We start from the raw sequence: 18,800 nt of genomic DNA on the forward strand, positions 1-18,800 counted from the left end.
AAATCGTTTGGAAAAGATTATCAGGCTTTTTCAAACGATTTTTTTGTTCTTTATGATATCATTTAGATATCATAAAGATAGAGGAATATGAAATATGCGACAAAGTGAGATGACTACTTTTTTACTTCGACTACCACAGGCACTAAAGCGTCAGTTAGAAGAAAAAGCACAAGCTGATAAGCGGAGTGTCAATAGTACGGTGGTTGATATTATTAGTCAGGCTCTAGCAGTTCACCCCACCGGTACATCGCTAGAACAACGTAATTTTATTGGGCAAAAGGTTACTGCTAAGCAGATTGACGCAGTGAATGGATTAGTTCATTTGCAAGGGATTTACTATCGTTATTTAATTGAGGGAAACCAAGAATACACACCGACTGAAGATTATATTGTGATTGAAGCGGTGGGGAATATTTTAACTTTACGACCGCTAATGAAATTGGGAGGGGATTAAATGTTAGGAGTTAAAATTGTACAGCAGAATTGTCAGGGTTTAGTAGAGACGTTAGGCAAGTATAGTCGCAGTGTGGAAGCGGGATTACACTTCTACATTCCATTTTTGCAAAATATTCAGGTAGTTGAATTGGCAATGCACCCATTGCGGTTAGCACAATATTCTGTAATCACAAAGGATAATGCGGATATTGAAGCTAGCGTGACGCTCAATTATCACGTGACAGATGCTAAAAAATATACCTATGAAAATACAGATTCGGTAGAATCAATGGCTCAATTAGTGCGGGGACACCTCCGAGATATTATTGGGCGAATGGAGTTGAATGAAGCTTTGGGATCAACTTCCAAAATTAATGCCGAATTGGCAAGTGCGATTGGGGATTTAACTAATATCTATGGTATCAATGTTGACCGGGTTAATATTGATGAACTAACACCTTCGACAGAGATTCAACGCGCTATGGACAAACAATTAACAGCAGATCGTGAGCGAATTGCAGCAATTGCACGTGCTGAAGGGGAAGCCCGTAATATTAAGCTGACTACCGATGCCAAGAATAAAGCGTTGGTCGAAACAGCTCGCGCTGAAGCAGAAGCGACTCGGCAACGGGCTGATGCGGAAAGTTATCGTATTGAAAAGATACGAACAGCATTGCAACAAGTTGATAGCAACTATTTCCGGGATCAAAGCATTCAGGCATTTACTAGCCTAGCAAAATCAGATACAAACTTGGTGGTTTTAAGCAAAGATGATATTACGGAACTAGGCAAAGTTCCGGTTATCCAAAAGATGTTGGAAACACAAGACAAGAAATAAGCAGACAGTATGAAGTACAGAAAAAAAGCTACGGAAATACCGTGGCTTTTTTGTTTACATTTGAACAAAGAAAATGAGCTCCGATGGTACCATTTATTTGCTGTTGATAGCAGGCGGTTTTTTTCATAAAATAAATAGTTAGATACTATGCGAGAATTGAGGTTTTTGTTGTGCGGGGACTTTTTATTACGTTTGAAGGGCTCGACGGCTCCGGAAAGACCAGTGTTTTGAACCAGGTCAAAGCAGATTTGGAAACTACTGGAAAAAAGAATTACATTTTTACTAGAGAACCAGGTGGTAACCGAATCGCAGAATCAGTACGGACAATTATTTTAGATAAGAAGAACACTGAAATGGCTGCGCGAACAGAAGCACTGTTATACGCTGCCGCCCGTTCACAACATGTTGTTGAAACAATTGAACCTGCTTTAGCTGCAGGTAAGGTGGTCTTTTGTGATCGTTATGTGGATAGTTCATTGGTTTATCAAGGAGCGGGACGACATATTGGGATTGATGAAGTGGCAGCGATTAATTCGTTTGCAACGCAAGGCTTGGAAGCAGATCTGACATTTTATTTTAAAATCCAGCCCCAAGTAGGATTGGAGCGGATCAAGGATCATCGTCAAGACCAAATTGATCGGATGGACTCACAAGACGTGAGCTTTTATGAAGAAACATATGCCGCCTATGAACGGCTAGCGCAAGAAAATCCTAGCCGTTATGTAGTAATTGATGCTAATCGTCCATTAGCAGAGGTCGTAGCGGCCGTTTCCCAACAACTTAGTCAACGGGTTGGTCAATACTTAGAATAAAGTGAGGGAAGACAGGATGGCAGAACAGAATTTAACAACAGCACAAACGCAATTACGTCAGCATTTTGCGCAGTTAGTAACACAGAAGAAGCTTGTTCATGCCTACCTGTTTGCTGGGCCACAAGGAGTAGGGAAAAAAGCGCTGGCACTATGGGTAGCACAAGGAATTTTTTGTGAAGCAGTTCGAGCAGGAGTCCCTTGTGGGCGTTGTAATGAATGTCGGCGGATCGCAGAGCATAACCATCCAGATGTGGTTGAGATAGTTCCAGATGGTTTATCGATTAAGGTCGACCAAATTCGTTTTCTCAAAGCTGAATTTACTAAAAGTGGGGTTGAGAGTCGGCGGAAGGTCTTTATCATTCAAGAAGCTGAGCGTATGACCAACGGGGCTGCTAATAGTTTATTGAAATTTTTGGAAGAACCAAGTGGTGATGTGACGGCATTTTTACTTTCTGCAAACACGAGTCAGATATTACCAACTATTCTGTCACGGTGTCAGTTAATAGAACTACCACGTTTACCTAAAGAACAATTGCAGCAGCAACTAATTCAAAACGGAATAGGAGCTAAGCAAGCTCGAATTCTAGCTAATGTGACAGAAAGTGTACCAGCCGCTGAACAGCTGCAAGCTAATGAACACTTTGATAGTTTAGTTAAATTAACACAGCAGTGGTTTAATATGGTTATTCGGCATGATCCGATGGCCTTTGTACTTGTCCAAAGTAAGCTAATGCCGGAGATTGTTGGTCGTGATGAACGAGAACTTTGCTTACAACTTGTCATGTTGCTGGCACGAGATTTGCTTTTACAGCATTTAGAGCAAGATGAAGAAGTTGTTTTTACAGAAACTAGTATAGAAACACTAGGAACAGTAAAAACAGCGCGTTTAGTAACGGCGATAGAATTAGTACTGAAGCAATCACGAAGTTTAACGGTTAACGTTAGTTTTCAGACAATATTAGAAAAATTAACCTTGCGTCTGATGGATCTTTATACGCCAGGAACAGGGTCGAGGTGACAACAATGGATAAAAGAGAATTAGCTAATAGCATTGATGAAATTGAAGCACAGGCACGGATGTTGTTACAAAATATTGAAGTCATAAAAAAAGAAATGGAAAAAATCGTGGAGAAGAATGCAGAATTAGAGATTGAAAACCAGCACATCCATGAGCGGTTGCAAGAATTAGCAGCCAAGGACAAGAGTCGCGGACCAAAAGAATTATCAAAGTCACGGAAAAATTTGGAAAAATTATACGAAGAAGGATTTCATGTGTGCAATGTAGATAATATGTATGGTTCACGTCGCTTAAATGATGAGCCATGTGTATTTTGTCAAGATGTTATCTATGGGGAGAGAAAGTAATGGCAATCGAAGCACAGAGTAGTTTTAAAGGAGAGAATGTTACTGGGTGTCTTTATTTAGTGCCAACTCCAATTGGAAATTTAGGCGATATGACTGTACGGGCCCAAGAAGTCTTGCAAGCAGTTGATGTGATTGCGGCTGAAGACACCCGAAATACAGGCAAACTTTTGCAACATTTTGCAATTACCACACCGCAAATTAGCTTCCATGAGCACAATACCCAGGAGCGTATCCCCCAATTAGTTGCCAAAATGCAAGCAGGACAAGATGTAGCTCAGGTGAGTGACGCGGGTATGCCTTCGATTAGTGATCCGGGGCATGAACTAGTAGTAGCCTGCATTGCAGCAGGGATCCCGGTAGTTCCATTACCAGGTCCCAATGCAGGACTGACAGCTCTGATTGCTTCTGGTTTAGCTCCACAACCATTCTACTTTTATGGTTTCTTACCTCGCAAAACAGGACAGCAACAAGCGGAACTGGCTAAACTAAATCAGCAAACATGTTCGATCATTCTATATGAAGCACCCCATCGCTTAGCAAAAACTTTACAAAATATTGCTACAATATGTGGGACAGAGCGTCAAATTGTTTTATGTCGGGAACTGACTAAACGGTATGAAGAATTTTTGCGCGGGACAGTTGCTGATGCACTCCAATGGGCGCAAACTAACCCGATTAAGGGGGAGTTTGTTCTTATTCTAGCTGGTAATGATCATCCAGAAACAATGACACCAGTAGTAGACCAGACCTTATCGTTAGCTCAACAGGTGGCACAACTGATGGATGCGGAAGGGTTGAAACCCAACCAAGCTATTAAACGGGTGGCAAAAGAAAATAAGGTTGCTCGACAAGTTGTGTACAATGAATTTCATCATTTGGATTAATGATTACAGAAAGAAGATTTAACATGCCAGGAAAAAAATATAGTGAGCAACACCGTGTTGTCTATTACGATACGGACCTAACAGGACGTCTAAACGTTGGTAAATTAGGTGATATCTTGATGCTTGTATCGAATGATCAAAGCAATGATTTAGGCGTTTCCTTACAGAATATGAAGGAAGCAGGGTTAGGTTGGGTTGTGACCCAGCATGTATTAACGGTTGACCGAATGCCACGGGTAGGAGAAGAATTAACGATTACTACCCAAGCAACAAGTTATAACCGCTATTTTTGTTATCGGGATTTCTTTGTTCAAGATCAATCGGGAAAGCAAGTTGCCAAGATGCATAGTGTTTTTGTGATGATGGATCTAAAGCAAAGAAAAATGGTCCGCTTGGTGGATGAGTTTATTAATCCATATAGTGCTGACTACACAACAAAGATTGAACGATTGTCACAGCCACAGATGCAAGGAGAAGTTACAGAGCATAATGAACGGACCTATCGCGTTCGTTACACAGATATTGACATCAATCGTCACGTCAATAACATTCATTATATTGATTGGATGGTGGATGCCTTGGATAAAGATTTTCTGAGTCAACATGATCTGGTATCTTTAAATATTGTCTATAAGAAAGAAGTAGCATATGGAGATACAGTCCATAGCCGGGTAGCTAAGAATGGCTTAGTTACTTACCATGAGATCATCAATGATGATGCTATCAGCTGTGTGGCTGAATGTCATTGGCAACCAGTAAAGGAAGATTAGATGGAGTATAGAGAGGAACATGATAGTTTAGGCATAATCAAGGTCCCAAAGACGGCACTTTGGGGAGCACAAACAGAACGGAGCCGCCACAATTTTGCCGTAGGTCCAGTAATGCCGGAGCTTGTGATACGTGCACTGATCAATATTAAGAAGGCAGCTGCACGGGTTAATAAGCAACTGGGACAGCTAGACGAACGGCGGGCGCTTTTAATAGAGCAGGCTTGTGATCAAATTTTGACAATGCCAGAGATGATGAGTTCGTTCCCGTTGAAAGTTTATCAAACTGGGAGTGGCACCCAGTCCAATATGAACGTTAATGAAGTGATCAGTCATGTGGCACATGAGCTTGATCCCCATTTGCTTATACATCCCAACGACCATGTTAATATGGCACAAAGCTCAAATGATACTTTCCCTACGGCAATGCAGATTGCGGCGTTTCAGGAAACTAAACGAGTACTAACGGTGCTAGAAAAAGTTGACCAGACTTTAAAGGGCAAACAGGAAGAATTTTGGCAAGTAGTAAAAATTGGTCGCACTCACTTACAAGACGCCGTACCAATGACTTTTGGACAAGAAATTTCAGGTTGGCGTGCAGCTTTAAACCATAGCCGGCAGGCATTACAAGCTAATTTAATGCTCCTAGCAGAATTGCCCATCGGGGGAACAGCAATTGGAACAGGATTGAATGTTCCTGAAGGATTCGATCAGGCGATGGTCACTGAATTAGGCAAGATTTATCGGTTAAAGTTAGTGTGTGCTCCCAATAAGTTTCAAGGGTTGGCAAACCATACGGGAATAAATATTATTCACGGAATATTTAAATCGTTAGCTAGTGACTTGATAAAGATCGGTAATGATATTCGTTTTTTGGCTAGCGGACCGCGAGCTGGTTATGAAGAATTAGTTATTCCAGCTAATGAGCCAGGTTCATCCATTATGCCAGGTAAAGTTAATCCGACGCAGATTGAGGCCCTAACAATGGCGGCAACAACTGTTATGGGAAATGATACCACGATCACATTTGCTGCTAGTCAGGGAAACTTTGAGATGAATGTCTATAAGCCGGTTATTATCCAAGCTTTCTTGGCTTCGGCAGACCTTTTGGCAGGGGTGACCGCATCATTTGAAGAACATTGTTTGCGGGGGTTAACTGTCAATCAACAACGAATGCATGAATTAGTGGACAATTCATTAATGTTGGTAACTGCACTTAGCCCACATATTGGTTATGAAAAAAGCGCTGAGATCGCACTGACAGCACAGCGTCAGCAGCTAACATTACGGCAGGCTGCCCTGCAGTCGGGATATTTAACTGCAGATGAATATGATCAATGGATTGAACCATTGGCGATGACTAACAGCCAATGCATAGACTAACTGCTTGCCATTCCAGTTATGGGCGGTATAATAGCTTGTTGGATTTATCAAGTAAATAGAACAACGGAGATAAGAAATAATGAAGATTCTCGCAATTGATACAGCTAATACTTCACTAAGTGTAGCTGTTATATCTGAGAAAAAACTACTGGCTCAGGTAACGACTAACGTCGGCAGAAATCATAGTGTAAACTTGATGCCACTAGTTGATGAGATGCTTAAACAAAGTCACTTAACTATTGATGCAATTGATCGTTTCGTAGTATCCCAGGGACCAGGGTCATATACAGGATTACGGATTGGAGTGACTACTGCTAAGGTATTGGCAGATACGTTGAATAAGGAACTAGTTGGAGTATCTAGTCTTAAAGTGTTAGCAGCTGCCCTGCCACAAGATACTTCAGAATTATTGGTACCGCTCTTTGATGCTAGGCGGGACAATGTTTTTGCTGGCATTTACCAATATCAGGATGGAGAATTACAAACTGTTCTTCCTGACCAGCATATTGCTTTTACTAAACTATGTTCATTTCTCACAGAAAAAGGCGTAAAGGTGCGTTTTGTGGGGGCAGATGTAGCTCATTTTGCAGAGCAACTTGCACAATTAGACTTGGATTATCGGATAAGTGAGGGTAATTTCAATTACCCTCAGGCATATGTTTTGGGATTACTAGGTGGCAAGCAAGCGCCAGTTACGATTGCAAATTTTGTTCCTGAGTATCACCGGTTGACCCAAGCAGAAATTCAATGGCAAGAAAGCCACCCAGAAAAGGAAAACGATAACTATGTTGAAAGAACTTAAAAATTTGTTGGATGAATTTATTCCAACTCATAAACAAGAAGTTGACTTTGATAATCAAAATGTGGAAGTTTCTAAGTATAAATACTTGCTGACTAGAGCAATCGTCCCAGATGTGCCTGAATTGGTTAGCTTGGATAAAATTACTTATGGTGATTTGCCACCTTTAACCAAGGAAGTGGTTGAACGTGAAGTTCAAAACCATAAAGATGCTCTATTTTTAGTGGTTCGACACGAGGATCAATTGGTGGCGGCGATTATTTGTCGGATCCTTACTGATCGCCAGGAGGTAATTATTGACTGGCTTGGAGTTGCTAAAGAATTTCGTCACCGGGGAATTGCCAAGAAGATGGTGGAGACGGTTGTAGCTAAGGCAGAAAACTTGGGTCTGCGGTATGTGAAAGTTTTAGTGGATGCGGATGATGCGTATAGTCAGAATTTATTTACAGTCGCTGGTTTTACCCATCACACTAACTCTGATGATATGATTTATACCATTGCATAGTAGGGGATTGAGAATTGTGGCAAATGAAGAAAGAAATTTAATCCTAGCATTTGAATCAAGCTGTGATGAAACAAGCGTAGCCGTAATAGAAGATGGGCATAAGATTTTGTCTAATATCGTGGCAACGCAGATCAAGAGCCATAAGCGGTTCGGTGGAGTGGTTCCAGAAGTTGCTAGTCGGCACCATATTGAACAGATTACTTTGTGTATTGATGATGCTTTGGCTGAAGCACAGGTCACATATGATGATTTGACAGCTGTTGCTGTTACCTATGGTCCTGGTTTGGTAGGAGCCTTACTAGTCGGGGTAGCAGCTGCTAAAGCAGTTGCTTTTGCCCACAACTTACCTCTGATCCCGGTTAACCATATGGCGGGACATATTTATGCGGCCCGTTTTGTGGCGCCAATTGAATTTCCAGCATTAGCATTACTTGTTTCAGGCGGGCACACGGAGTTAGTGTACTTACCCGGACCAAATCAATTTGAAATAATTGGAGAAACACGCGATGATGCTGCTGGTGAAGCCTATGACAAAGTGGGGCGCGTCTTGGGATTAACCTATCCAGCCGGAAAGCAAATCGATGAGTTGGCTCATCAAGGGCAAGATACATTCCATTTCCCCCGGGCAATGGTTAAAGAAGAAAATTTTGATTTTAGTTTTAGTGGTTTGAAGAGTGCTTTTATCAATACTGTGCACCATGCTGATCAGATCGGCGAAGCACTCAATCGCGCGGATTTAGCGGCTAGTTTTCAACAAAGCGTAGTTGACGTTCTGGTGGCTAAGACAGATCGGGCATTGACAGAATTTCCGGTACGGCAGTTGATTTTGGCAGGAGGTGTAGCTGCTAATAGTGGCCTCCGGGCTGATCTAACAGCGATGATGGAAAAGCACCATCCGGAAGTAGCACTATTAAAGGCACCGTTAGCTTTATGTGGTGACAACGCTGCTATGATCGGAGCGGCAGGTTATGTTGCTTGGCAACATGGGGTAAGGGCAGATTTAGCCCTTAATGCTGATCCAAGTTTGGAATTTGACTGGCGGTCAGGAATGTTACCATAGGAAAAAGCTGAGAACATTGCGTTCTCAGCTTTTTTTGTAGTTAATTTAGAAGAATTATTCGAATGATTCAAGAACCATACTTGCTTCAGTCCATTGCTCCTCAGTTGTTTCAATCTGTGAGGTAACAGTATCCAATTTAACCTGTAAAGCAGACATTTTAGCAGGATCATTGAAATTTTCTGGCTGAGTCATTTGTTTTTCCAGACTATTTTTCTGTTCTTCCAAATGGTTAAGTTGTTCTTCTAATTTAGCAACAGTGCGTTCTGCTTTCCGTTGCTGACGTTGCAGTTCCTTGCTTTGCTGATAGTCAAGCTTGCTTTGGGAAACGGGTGCTGGTTGCGGTGCAGTCGAAGGCTGGGCCGCTTCTTTAGCAGCCTGTATTTCTTCTTGTTCAGCTTTTTTCTGAACATAATAGTCATAGTCACCGAGGTAAAGGGTACTACCTTCGGGAGTGATTTCCAATACACTTGAAGCAGTTTTGTTAATGAAGTAGCGGTCGTGGGAGACAAATAGGACCGTACCATCGAATTCTTCAATAGCCTTTTCAAGCACTTCTTTACTGTCAATATCAAGGTGGTTAGTTGGTTCGTCTAGAATCAAAAAATTATCCTTATCTAAGGCTAATTTAGTGAGCAACAAGCGAGCTTTCTCTCCCCCCGAGAGGTTATGGACAACTTTCATAACATCATCGCCACGGAAGAGGAATGATCCTAGAATAGAGCGAACATCTTTTTCAGGCATTAAAGGATGATCATCCCAGATTTCATTGAGGACGGTCTTTTTATCATGCAAGTTATGCTGCTCCTGGTCATAGTAGCCAACTTGAACGTTAGTTCCAAAACTAGCTGTTCCCTTTAAGAAAGGAATCTTACCCAAGATACTTTTGAGGAGAGTAGACTTCCCAATTCCATTAGGTCCAACAATGGCAAGCCGTTTATGTTTGCGAAGGTCGATATTAATGGGACCAGAAATTACGTGATCATTATAACCAATAGCAGCATCAGCAACTGTTAAAACGACATTTCCACTTGTTTTAGCAGCTGTAAATGCAAAACGAGGACCTTCCAAATCGTTAGTAGGACGTTCTAGGCGGTCCATCTTTTCTAACTGTTTTCGTCGGCTTTGAGCTCGCTTGGTAGTGGAAGCCCGAACAATGTTTTTTTGCACAAAGTCTTCCATTTTTTTGATTTCCACTTGTTGCTTTTCGTATTCCTTCCAAGCTTTAAGTTGTCGTTGTTCGCGTTCAGTCACATAGTGACTATAATTTCCTTTATAATAAGCGGAATGGTGGTGACTAATTTCATATACTTCGTTGACGACTTTATCCAGGAAATATTGGTCGTGAGAAACTATCAGTAGCGCACCGTGGTATGCTTGAAGATAATTTTCTAACCATGTCAAAGTATCAATGTCTAAGTGGTTGGTTGGTTCGTCAAGAATCAATAAATCGCGTTTTTCCAAAAGGAGTTTGGCTAAAGCTAAGCGGGTTTTTTGCCCACCGGATAATGAAGAAACAGGACGGTCGAAATCGGCTGGCTCGAATTGAAAGCCATGAAGCACAGCCTTGATTTCATTCTCATACCCGTAGCCGTTTTGTTCCTTGAAATCATGCTGGAGTTGGTCATATCGCCGCAGGATTTGCTCATATTCGGGGCTACCAGCCAACTGAGGATCAGCCATTTTTTCTTCTAATGAATGGATTTGTTGTTCCATTTCTTTGAGATAAGTGAAGACACTTTCCATCTCAGCTAGCATTGTTCGTGAAGACTCCAGACCTGAATTTTGAGCTAGGTAGCCGATTGTAATACCGTGCTTTTTAACAATCTCGCCGGCATCAGGCTCGGTTTCATCAACGATCATTTTTAGCAAAGTGGTTTTACCCACTCCGTTACGCCCGACTAGGGCAATCCGCGAATTGTCTTGAATATCAAGATTGATATTTTCAAACAAAACGTCAGCGCCGAAATAACGAGCTACATTTTGAGCTTGTAATAAAATCATTTTTTCACCTACTTTATTTTGAGTGGCATTGTCCAGTGAGGGTTATATCTATTATGGTAAAATTAAATAGAAATAATAGCAAAAAAGGAGCTAGGACAATGGCTGATATGAAGATACCGCGGGCAACAGCAAAACGGTTACCCATCTATTATCAATACCTTAACATTTTAGCAGATGCAGGCCAAAAAAGAATCTCCTCGAGTGAATTTGCCGCTGGAGTTAAGGTTGATCCGCGGACTATTCGCCGCGATTTTTCTCATTTTGGAACATTGGGGAAAAGAGGTTATGGGTATGATGTAGCTGACTTATTAGCTTTTTTCAAAAAAATATTAAAGCAAGACCAAGTAACCAAAGTTGCCTTAGTCGGGGTCGGAAACTTAGGCCACGCGTTATTGAACTTTAATTTTCACCGCGACAATAATATTGCAATTCGAGCGGCATTTGATATTGATCCAGCTGTGGTGGGAACTACGATTGATGACATTCGGGTTTATCCATTAACAGAGTTGCAAAACCAATTACAAGAGCAAGCGATCAAGGTGGTAATTTTGACAGTTCCAGAAGCAGCAGCACAGACGGTCACAGATCAGCTGATCGCAGCTGGAGTAGAAGGAATCATGAATTTTACCCCAACTAGAATCAATGTGCCAGCAACGGTTATTGTCCAAAATGTAAATTTGACGAGTGAATTACAAACTTTGATTTACTTTTTGAATCATCGCTCGTTAGATCAGCAAGGAACAAATAAAGAATAATTGTCTTTTGTGACTGAGCAGAGTGTATGGCGGGACGTTCAAACTACTCTGCTTTTTGTATGACAACTTTTTAGCACTCGGAGGTTAAAAGTGCTAAAAAATGCTTGCAATTAAAAATGAAAATGGTTATAGTAATAACTGTAATCAGTTAGCACTCAAAGTGCTAGACTGCTAATCACAAATTTTGGAGGGATAACAAGTGCTTAAACCATTAGGAGATCGTGTGATCTTAGAAGTTCAAAAGGAAGAAGAAATGAAAGTTGGAAGCTTGGTTCTGGCAAGTAACGCTAAGGACAAGCCAACTCAAGGCACAGTAGTGGCTGTTGGTGAAGGACGGACCCTCGATAACGGCGCAAAGGTTGCTCCAAGTGTAAAGAAGGGCGACAAGGTTATTTTTGATAAGTACGCCGGGACTAACGTTAAGTATGAAGACCAAGAATACTTGGTAGTACGGGCCAATGACATCATGGCAATTATTGAGTAATTAAACGAAAAATTGTTTTAACGAGGTGTAATTAAGAATGGCAAAAGAAATTAAGTTTGGTGAAGATGCACGGGCAAAAATGCTTGCTGGTGTAGATAAGTTAGCTAATACTGTAAAGACAACTATCGGTCCTAAGGGACGGAACGTTGTCGTTGAACAATCTTACGGTGCCCCAACAAGTACAAATGACGGGGTTACTATTGCTAAGGCAATTGAATTAGAAGATCACTTTGAAAACATGGGGGCAAAGTTAGTTTCTGAAGTTGCCCAAAAGACCAATGATATTGCTGGGGACGGGACAACAACTGCTACCGTATTGACCCAAGCAATTGTAAATGAAGGAATGAAGAATGTTACTGCAGGGGCAAACCCTGTTGGCATTCGGCGGGGGATTGAAAAGGCAACTAAGGTTGCTGTTGATGCCCTCCACAAGATGGCTCACAAGGTAGAATCCAAGTCTGACATTGCTCAAGTTGCAGCTATTTCTTCAGCTAGTGAAGAAGTTGGTAATTTAATTGCTGACGCAATGGAAAAGGTTGGCAATGATGGTGTCATCTCTATTGAAGAATCTAAAGGGATTGATACATCCCTTGATGTCGTTGAAGGGATGCAATTTGATCGCGGTTACTTATCCCAATATATGGTAACTGATGATGACAAGATGGAAGCTAACTTGGACAAGCCTTACATCTTGTTGACTGACAAGAAGATTTCTAACATCCAAGAAATGATGCCACTATTGAACCAAATTGTTCAACAAGGTCGGGCATTGTTGATCATTGCTGATGATGTTGATGGTGAAGCTTTACCTACATTAGTTCTGAACAAGATGCGGGGAACATTTAATGTAGTCGCCGTAAAGGCTCCTGGTTTTGGTGATCGGCGGAAGGCAATGTTACAAGATATTGCTATCTTAACTGGTGCAACAGTGATTACTGATGACCTTGGTTTGCAATTGAAAGACACGACTCTCGATCAATTAGGGACAGCAGGCAAAGTTACTGTTACAAAGGACAGCACAACGGTGGTTGAAGGTGCAGGCGATAAGGCTGCTATTGCTGAACGGATTGACCAATTGAAGAAGCAAATCGGTGAAACTACTTCTGAATTTGACAGAGAAAAGCTCCAAGAACGGTTAGCTAAGCTCTCTGGTGGGGTAGCTGTTATCAAGGTTGGTGCTGCTACTGATACAGAATTGAAGGAACGTAAGTACAGAATTGAAGATGCTTTGAACGCTACACGGGCAGCGGTTGAAGAAGGCTTTGTTCCTGGTGGTGGTACTGCTTTAGTTAATGTAATTTCTGCCGTGGCTGAATTACATGCTGAAGGCGATGAACAAACAGGGATCAATATTGTTAAGCGCGCCTTGGAAGAACCAGTTCGGCAAATTGCCCAAAATGCTGGTAAAGAAGGTTCTGTCATCGTTGAAAAGTTAAAGAGTGAAAAGCCAGGCGTTGGTTACAATGCAGCTACTGATGAATGGGTTGATATGGTTGAAGCTGGGATCATTGATCCAACTAAGGTAACTCGTTCTGCATTGCAAAACGCAGCTAGTGTTTCAGCGGTATTGTTAACTACTGAAGCAGTTGTGGCTGATAAGCCAGAAGAACATGCGCCAGTTGCACCACAACCTGGTGCTGGCATGGGCGGCATGATGTAATAAACTGATATATAACTGTATAAATAACTAATATGCTGAAAGAGTGCACTGTAAAGTGCTCCTAATGAATGCTGGAAAGAAGCTAGTGTTTAAGGAGACCTTATGGTGCACTTTTTTATAGTAACTTGCAAGCATAGGGGAAGTTGGGTACAATATTATGGTTTGTTAAGCATTATTTAATGTCTAATAGTAGAATTGCCATTTGTGTAGCTAAAACGCTACCAAATTTTTTTGACTTTTAGCTAAATATTGCAATATAGTGATATTAGTTGATTTGTTACTTTTAGGAGGATTATAATGTGGCGCTACATTAAACGCTTTTTAATCGGTGAACCACTGAAAACAGAAGAAGAAAGTGGCCAGTCACTGACCAAGTTCAAGGCATTGGCGCTCCTTTCGTCTGACGCCTTGTCATCCGTAGCATATGGACCAGAGCAAATTACGACTGTACTGTTAGTATTGTCAGCAGCAGCAACATGGTATGCCTTACCAGCAGCCCTAATTGTTCTGGTATTACTTTTTGCAATTACAATGTCGTACCGACAGATTATTCATGCATACCCCTCTGGCGGGGGTGCATATGTGGTTGCAACAGAGAACTGGGGGACCAATGCAGGGCTTGTAGCTGGTGGTTCCTTGTTGGTTGATTATATGCTAACTGTGGCCGTTTCAGTCACCTCAGGTACTGAAGCAATCACTTCTGCCCTACCGGGATTAAGAAAGTATGCCATTACTATTTCGATCTTAATCGTTTTGTTTATCATGATTCTCAATCTTCGTGGAATGCGTGAATCAGCTTCTTTCTTAACCGTGCCAGTGTACTCGTTTGTGATTATGATGGCCCTTTTGGTAGGCGCAGGTTTATATAATATTGTAACGGGAAATGTAGAGTTCCAAGGGGCAGCTCATATCGGTGAGACTGTTCCAGGCATGAGCTTAGTACTATTTTTACGGGCTTTCTCAGCTGGATCATCCTCATTGACGGGGGTCGAAGCTATCAGCAATGCTGTGCCTAACTTTAAGCAACCAAAGAGCAAAAATGCTGCTAACACTTTAGCGATTATGTCATTGATCTTGGCATCAATTTTTGCGGGAATTATTTTCTTAAGCTATTATTTGGGCGTCATGCCTAATAACAAGCAAACGGTACTTTCTCAAATTGGGATCGCTGTCTTTGGACATGGGGTACTTTTTTATCTATTACAGCTGGCAACTGCTATGATCCTGGCAGTTGCGGCCAATACGGGGTTCTCAGCTTTCCCTATTTTGGCATATAACCTTGCTAAAGATAAATTTGTTCCTCGACAATTCATGGATAAAGGGGACCGACTAGGGTACTCTAATGGGATTATTGCCTTAGCTATTGGCGCAATTGCCTTGATTTTGATCTTTAATGGCTCAACCAATTCTTTAATTCCCTTGTATGCAGTAGGGGTCTTCGTTCCCTTTACTCTGTCACAATCAGGGATGATTGTGCATTGGTTTAAACATCGGGGAAAACATTGGATTTTCAACTCCTTGATTAACCTCTTAGGGGCCTTGATTTCATTGGCGTTAGTCATTTTCTTGTTCTGCTTGCACTTTGAAAATGTTTGGCCATACTTGATTATTATGCCGGTGTTATTATTTGGTTTTTACAAGATCCACAGTCATTATCAATCAGTTGCAGAACAGTTGCGGTTAAATACAGAAGTACCCCAACTTTATGATTACGATGGCTCAACAGTGATCGTTTTGGTTAGCAGCGTAACGCATGTTACTACCGGAGCGATTAATTATGCGCGGTCAATTGGAGATTATGTGATTGCTATGCACGTTTCTTTTGATACTAATCCCCAAAAGGAAAAAGAAACTGAAGAAGAGTTTAAACAAGCCTTTCCAGATGTACGCTTTGTAAATATTCATTCTTCGTATCGTTCTGTGGCGAAACCAGTGTTACGGTTTGCAGACGTGATTGCTTCCAATGCAGCTAAACGTAACTATACAGTGACAGTATTAGTACCACAGTTTATTCCAAAGAAACCGTGGCAAATGGCTTTGCACAATCAAACAAGCCTGAAACTACGGGCAACCCTTAATTCACGGGAAAACATTATTGTTTCCACGTATAATTATCATTTAGATGAATAGCTTAAAAACAGGGGCAACTTGGTAATGGATTACCAGGTTGCCCCTGTTTTGAATTTTATTGTTCTGTTTGATGAGGATCATAAGGTAGTTCGTTATAAATCAAGTCACCGGTGGTGATGGTAACTTGGGCGTTGAGAAAGTCATATACCTGTTGTTGCAATGTAGAGCTCTGTTCTTCATCAATAGCGATTTCAAGGGTGACTTGATCAGTAAATTGGGTGTCCAGGATACTAATGTTTTTATTTTCTAAATAGTTTTGTAATTTTCCGAGGAGGGGATAAGCAATGGTAAAGAAAACCTGTTGCTGAACAACTCGACGGACAAGACCAATTTCTGTTAACGCATGGGAAGTAGCATTGCTATATGCACGAATCAACCCACCAGCCCCAAGCTTGATGCCACCGAAGTAACGTGTGACCACAGCACAGACATTGCGAACGGCGAGATTTTGGAGAACTTTGAGAATGGGAACACCTGCAGTTCCAGAAGGCTCACCGTCATCGCTTTGGCGTTGGATCTCGTCATGCATCCCCAAAACGTAGGCAAAGCAGTTATGGGTAGCCTTATAGTGCTCTTTACGAACTTGGGCGATAAACGCCTGCGCTTCTTCTTCGGTAGTTACACGGGCCAAGCTACAAATGAATTCTGATTTGCGGATTACAATTTGAGCGTGGCCGTTTTCTTTGAGAGTAATGTAGTTTTCTTGAAGCATTACGCAATATTCCTTTCATAAGTTAGTATGCTTGGCTTGTTTATAAGTAATAGATATTTCGTAGTTATATGTTAAGGAGGAAATATCATGAAAGATGAGCAAGCCATTAGTAGTTTTTATGGACGCGCGGTTAAAGCAGGACCCAGAGTTATCCCAGAGAAATGCCAGAAACAACCAGCGATAGTTCGACTGGGTAAGAGAAAATGGCGCTGTGCGCGCTGCCAAAGTTGGCTAAGTGAAAAAGAAAATAAGTTACCGTCAGGAGAAATTTACTGTTCAAACTGTATTACCTTGGGACGGCTTACTTCTGCAGATACATTATACACTATTCCAGAACCAAATCATTTTGCTCAACCTACCCAGCCTGTTTTAGCCTGGACAGGACAACTGTCTAACTTACAACAAAAATGTAGTAGCCAGATGTTAAAGGCTGTTCAAGCTCAACACGACTTTCTTTTGTGGGCAGTTACGGGAGCGGGCAAAACGGAAATAACTTTTGCTAGCTTGGCGTGGGCCTTAGAAAAACAGTGGCGAATTGCCTTTGTGACACCCCGAATTGATGTTTGTAATGAACTGTATCCACGCTTACAGCAGGCTTTCCCCACAGTATCAATTTTACTTCAGCATGGGCAAGCACAGATTCCGTATCAATACCGACAGCTCACAGTGTGTACAGTTCAACAATTATTACATTTTGTGGCAGCTTTCGATTTGATTATTATCGATGAAGTTGACGCTTATCCATTTGTTAATAATCAGTTGTTGCACCAGGCTGTCCAGCGGGCCCGGAAAGCTACTGGTGTGACGTGCCAATTAACGGCTACTCCACCAGCGAAACTAGTACGGACATTTCGTCGTGATGCTAATAAAGAGTTGGCAGTTCTGCCCTTGCGCTTTCACCAGCAACCACTTCCGCAGCTAACCATTAAAGTGTGCTCAACCACTCCGGCGATTTTAGCAGGACAAACCCAGCGTTATGTGTGGTGGATGAACACAATTGCGCGCTGGGTTCAAGCGGGCTATCCTTTTTTAGTCTTTGTGGCTGTGGTGGAACAATTGGAAATGATTTATCGCTACATCAAGCACCACCTAACAACAAGTTCCATTCGGGGAACAACGGTTCATGCGGGAGATCCGTTTCGGGTTCAAAAAGTGGCGGCTTTTCGTAACCGTGAATATACATTTTTAGTGACAACAACTATATTAGAACGCGGAGTGACTTTTCCTAACCTCCAGGTACTGATTTTGGCGGCGAATGCTAGACATTTTACCGCTAACACCTTAATTCAAATTGCAGGACGAGTAGGGCGAAAGAGTGCTGCGCCAACAGGGGAAGTTTTGGCAGTATGTCAGCAATATACACGGGCGCTAAAACGAGCTCGGCGGGAGATTGCTTTTCTCAATCGGCAGGGGAAAAATTTGGTGACAAAATGAAACGGTGTTTATTATGCCAACAGTTACTTTGCTGGCAGCCAGATATGAAGTGGTTCTTTTCTAGACAGGCGGTAACTATCCCAACTATATGCTCATGGTGTCAGCAACAATTTGCACCTATCGAGAAAGCCCAAGCATGCCCTGGTTGTGCTTATCCTGATACGGGGGGCAAAGTATTTTTAGATTGTCAGCGGTGGCAACACACTAAACAGTTGTTAAATAATCAAGCATTATATCGGTATAAAACGCCAGCGATGGTTGATTTTTTTGAACGGTATAAATTCCAGGGTGATTACCGCTTGCGCTGGGTATTTGCGGCTGCTTATCAAAAATTAGTGCGTCAGTATCCGAGGCGGCAATGGCTCTACGTCCCAATTCCGGTGGATGAGGAAACATTTGTTAATCGTGGCTTTAATCAGGTAGTAGGTTTGTGTCCAGAACTACGCTTGACCCACTGTTTACGGGTTATCCAAACTAAAGGACGGATCAAGCAGTCACATAAAAATAGGCTTGAAAGGCTACAAACACCGCAACCATTCGCATTGAATGCAACGCTTGATCTACATAATAAACAAATTGTCTTATTAGATGATATTTATACAACTGGTCAAACATTGTATCATGCTCAAGCCGTACTGGTGGCAGCTGGGGCCCGTGTTGTGCGAGCGGTTACTCTCGCACGGTGAAAGGAAAAGTAAAGTTTAAGAGTCCGATAAAAATTTGTCTAATAAAGCGCATTCCTTTATAATATACGTAGAGAGAAATATCAGAATGAT

Annotated in this window: 19 protein-coding genes; 17 read left to right on the plus strand and 2 right to left on the minus strand. The window is 41.8% G+C overall.

From position 1 onward, the window contains the following. Positions 1-94 precede the first annotated feature (94 nt). The 11 genes from V3C97_RS01655 (at position 95) to tsaD (ending at position 8,848) form a co-directional block, all read left to right on the plus strand. The gene (locus V3C97_RS01655) at positions 95-454 is read left to right on the plus strand and encodes an Arc family DNA-binding protein (protein WP_009553198.1); all 360 of its coding nucleotides are present in this window, start codon (positions 95-97) and stop codon (positions 452-454) included. Beyond that, positions 455-1,273, plus strand: coding sequence for an SPFH domain-containing protein (locus V3C97_RS01660; RefSeq protein WP_216543654.1), 819 nt, complete (start codon positions 455-457; stop codon positions 1,271-1,273). A gap of 170 nt (positions 1,274-1,443) precedes the next feature. Next, entirely contained in the window at positions 1,444-2,085 is a 642-nt protein-coding gene (tmk, locus tag V3C97_RS01665) for a dTMP kinase (RefSeq protein WP_338434320.1), read from the plus strand. A gap of 16 nt (positions 2,086-2,101) precedes the next feature. Then, positions 2,102-3,103, plus strand: a complete 1,002-nt coding sequence (gene holB, locus V3C97_RS01670) for a DNA polymerase III subunit delta' (RefSeq protein ID WP_338434321.1) — start codon at positions 2,102-2,104, stop codon at positions 3,101-3,103. Positions 3,104-3,108: 5 nt separating this feature from the next. Beyond that, complete coding sequence (locus V3C97_RS01675; RefSeq protein WP_027826963.1) at positions 3,109-3,450, plus strand: DNA replication initiation control protein YabA; 342 nt, start codon at positions 3,109-3,111, stop codon at positions 3,448-3,450. Beyond that, positions 3,450-4,334 (plus strand): 16S rRNA (cytidine(1402)-2'-O)-methyltransferase, encoded by an 885-nt coding sequence (gene rsmI / locus V3C97_RS01680; RefSeq protein ID WP_009553186.1) that lies wholly within the window; start codon positions 3,450-3,452, stop codon positions 4,332-4,334. Before V3C97_RS01675 ends, rsmI begins: the two co-directional genes overlap by 1 nt. Positions 4,335-4,357: 23 nt before the next feature. After that, entirely contained in the window at positions 4,358-5,104 is a 747-nt protein-coding gene (locus tag V3C97_RS01685) for an acyl-[acyl-carrier-protein] thioesterase (protein WP_338434322.1), read from the plus strand. After that, a complete protein-coding gene (locus tag V3C97_RS01690) occupies positions 5,105-6,484 on the plus strand; it encodes a class II fumarate hydratase (RefSeq protein ID WP_338434323.1) in 1,380 nt (459 codons plus the stop codon). Between the two features lie 79 nt (positions 6,485-6,563). Then, a complete protein-coding gene (gene tsaB, locus V3C97_RS01695; protein WP_338434324.1) occupies positions 6,564-7,286 on the plus strand; it encodes a tRNA (adenosine(37)-N6)-threonylcarbamoyltransferase complex dimerization subunit type 1 TsaB in 723 nt (240 codons plus the stop codon). Further along, positions 7,270-7,788 carry a GNAT family N-acetyltransferase gene (locus V3C97_RS01700; RefSeq protein WP_027826967.1) on the plus strand — a complete coding sequence of 173 codons (519 nt, stop codon included), beginning with the start codon at positions 7,270-7,272 and terminating at the stop codon, positions 7,786-7,788. Before tsaB ends, V3C97_RS01700 begins: the two co-directional genes overlap by 17 nt. Before the next feature lie 16 nt (positions 7,789-7,804). Continuing rightward, entirely contained in the window at positions 7,805-8,848 is a 1,044-nt protein-coding gene (gene tsaD / locus V3C97_RS01705) for a tRNA (adenosine(37)-N6)-threonylcarbamoyltransferase complex transferase subunit TsaD (RefSeq protein WP_394806767.1), read from the plus strand. A gap of 54 nt (positions 8,849-8,902) precedes the next feature. Here the strand turns inward: tsaD and V3C97_RS01710 are convergent, their stop codons facing one another. After that, positions 8,903-10,849 (minus strand): ABC-F family ATP-binding cassette domain-containing protein, encoded by a 1,947-nt coding sequence (locus V3C97_RS01710; protein ID WP_338434325.1) that lies wholly within the window; start codon positions 10,847-10,849, stop codon positions 8,903-8,905. Positions 10,850-10,947: 98 nt separating this feature from the next. On the opposite strand from V3C97_RS01710, the gene V3C97_RS01715 reads away from it, so the two are divergent. The 4 genes from V3C97_RS01715 (at position 10,948) to V3C97_RS01730 (ending at position 15,878) form a co-directional block, all read left to right on the plus strand. Beyond that, positions 10,948-11,604 carry a redox-sensing transcriptional repressor Rex gene (locus tag V3C97_RS01715; protein WP_216543642.1) on the plus strand — a complete coding sequence of 219 codons (657 nt, stop codon included), beginning with the start codon at positions 10,948-10,950 and terminating at the stop codon, positions 11,602-11,604. Positions 11,605-11,803: 199 nt separating this feature from the next. Beyond that, positions 11,804-12,088: a co-chaperone GroES gene (gene groES, locus V3C97_RS01720; protein WP_027826971.1), complete on the plus strand. Its 285-nt coding sequence runs from the start codon at positions 11,804-11,806 to the stop codon at positions 12,086-12,088. Positions 12,089-12,125: 37 nt separating this feature from the next. Further along, on the plus strand, positions 12,126-13,748 hold the full coding sequence (gene groL / locus V3C97_RS01725) for a chaperonin GroEL (protein WP_338434326.1): 1,623 nt from the start codon (positions 12,126-12,128) through the stop codon (positions 13,746-13,748). 297 nt (positions 13,749-14,045) lie between these two features. Beyond that, positions 14,046-15,878 (plus strand): APC family permease, encoded by a 1,833-nt coding sequence (locus V3C97_RS01730; protein WP_338434327.1) that lies wholly within the window; start codon positions 14,046-14,048, stop codon positions 15,876-15,878. Between the two features lie 55 nt (positions 15,879-15,933). Here the strand turns inward: V3C97_RS01730 and V3C97_RS01735 are convergent, their stop codons facing one another. Continuing rightward, positions 15,934-16,590 (minus strand): YigZ family protein, encoded by a 657-nt coding sequence (locus V3C97_RS01735; protein ID WP_268889086.1) that lies wholly within the window; start codon positions 16,588-16,590, stop codon positions 15,934-15,936. Between the two features lie 87 nt (positions 16,591-16,677). Between V3C97_RS01735 and V3C97_RS01740 the strand changes: the two genes are divergently transcribed. After that, entirely contained in the window at positions 16,678-18,024 is a 1,347-nt protein-coding gene (locus V3C97_RS01740; RefSeq protein ID WP_338434328.1) for a DEAD/DEAH box helicase family protein, read from the plus strand. A 44-nt stretch (positions 18,025-18,068) separates the two neighbouring features. Further along, positions 18,069-18,710, plus strand: a complete 642-nt coding sequence (locus V3C97_RS01745; protein ID WP_338434329.1) for a ComF family protein — start codon at positions 18,069-18,071, stop codon at positions 18,708-18,710. The last annotated feature ends 90 nt before the right edge of the window (positions 18,711-18,800 follow it).

Source organism: Ligilactobacillus saerimneri, from assembly GCF_036689625.1.
Taxonomy (GTDB): Bacteria; Bacillota; Bacilli; order Lactobacillales; family Lactobacillaceae; genus Ligilactobacillus; species Ligilactobacillus saerimneri.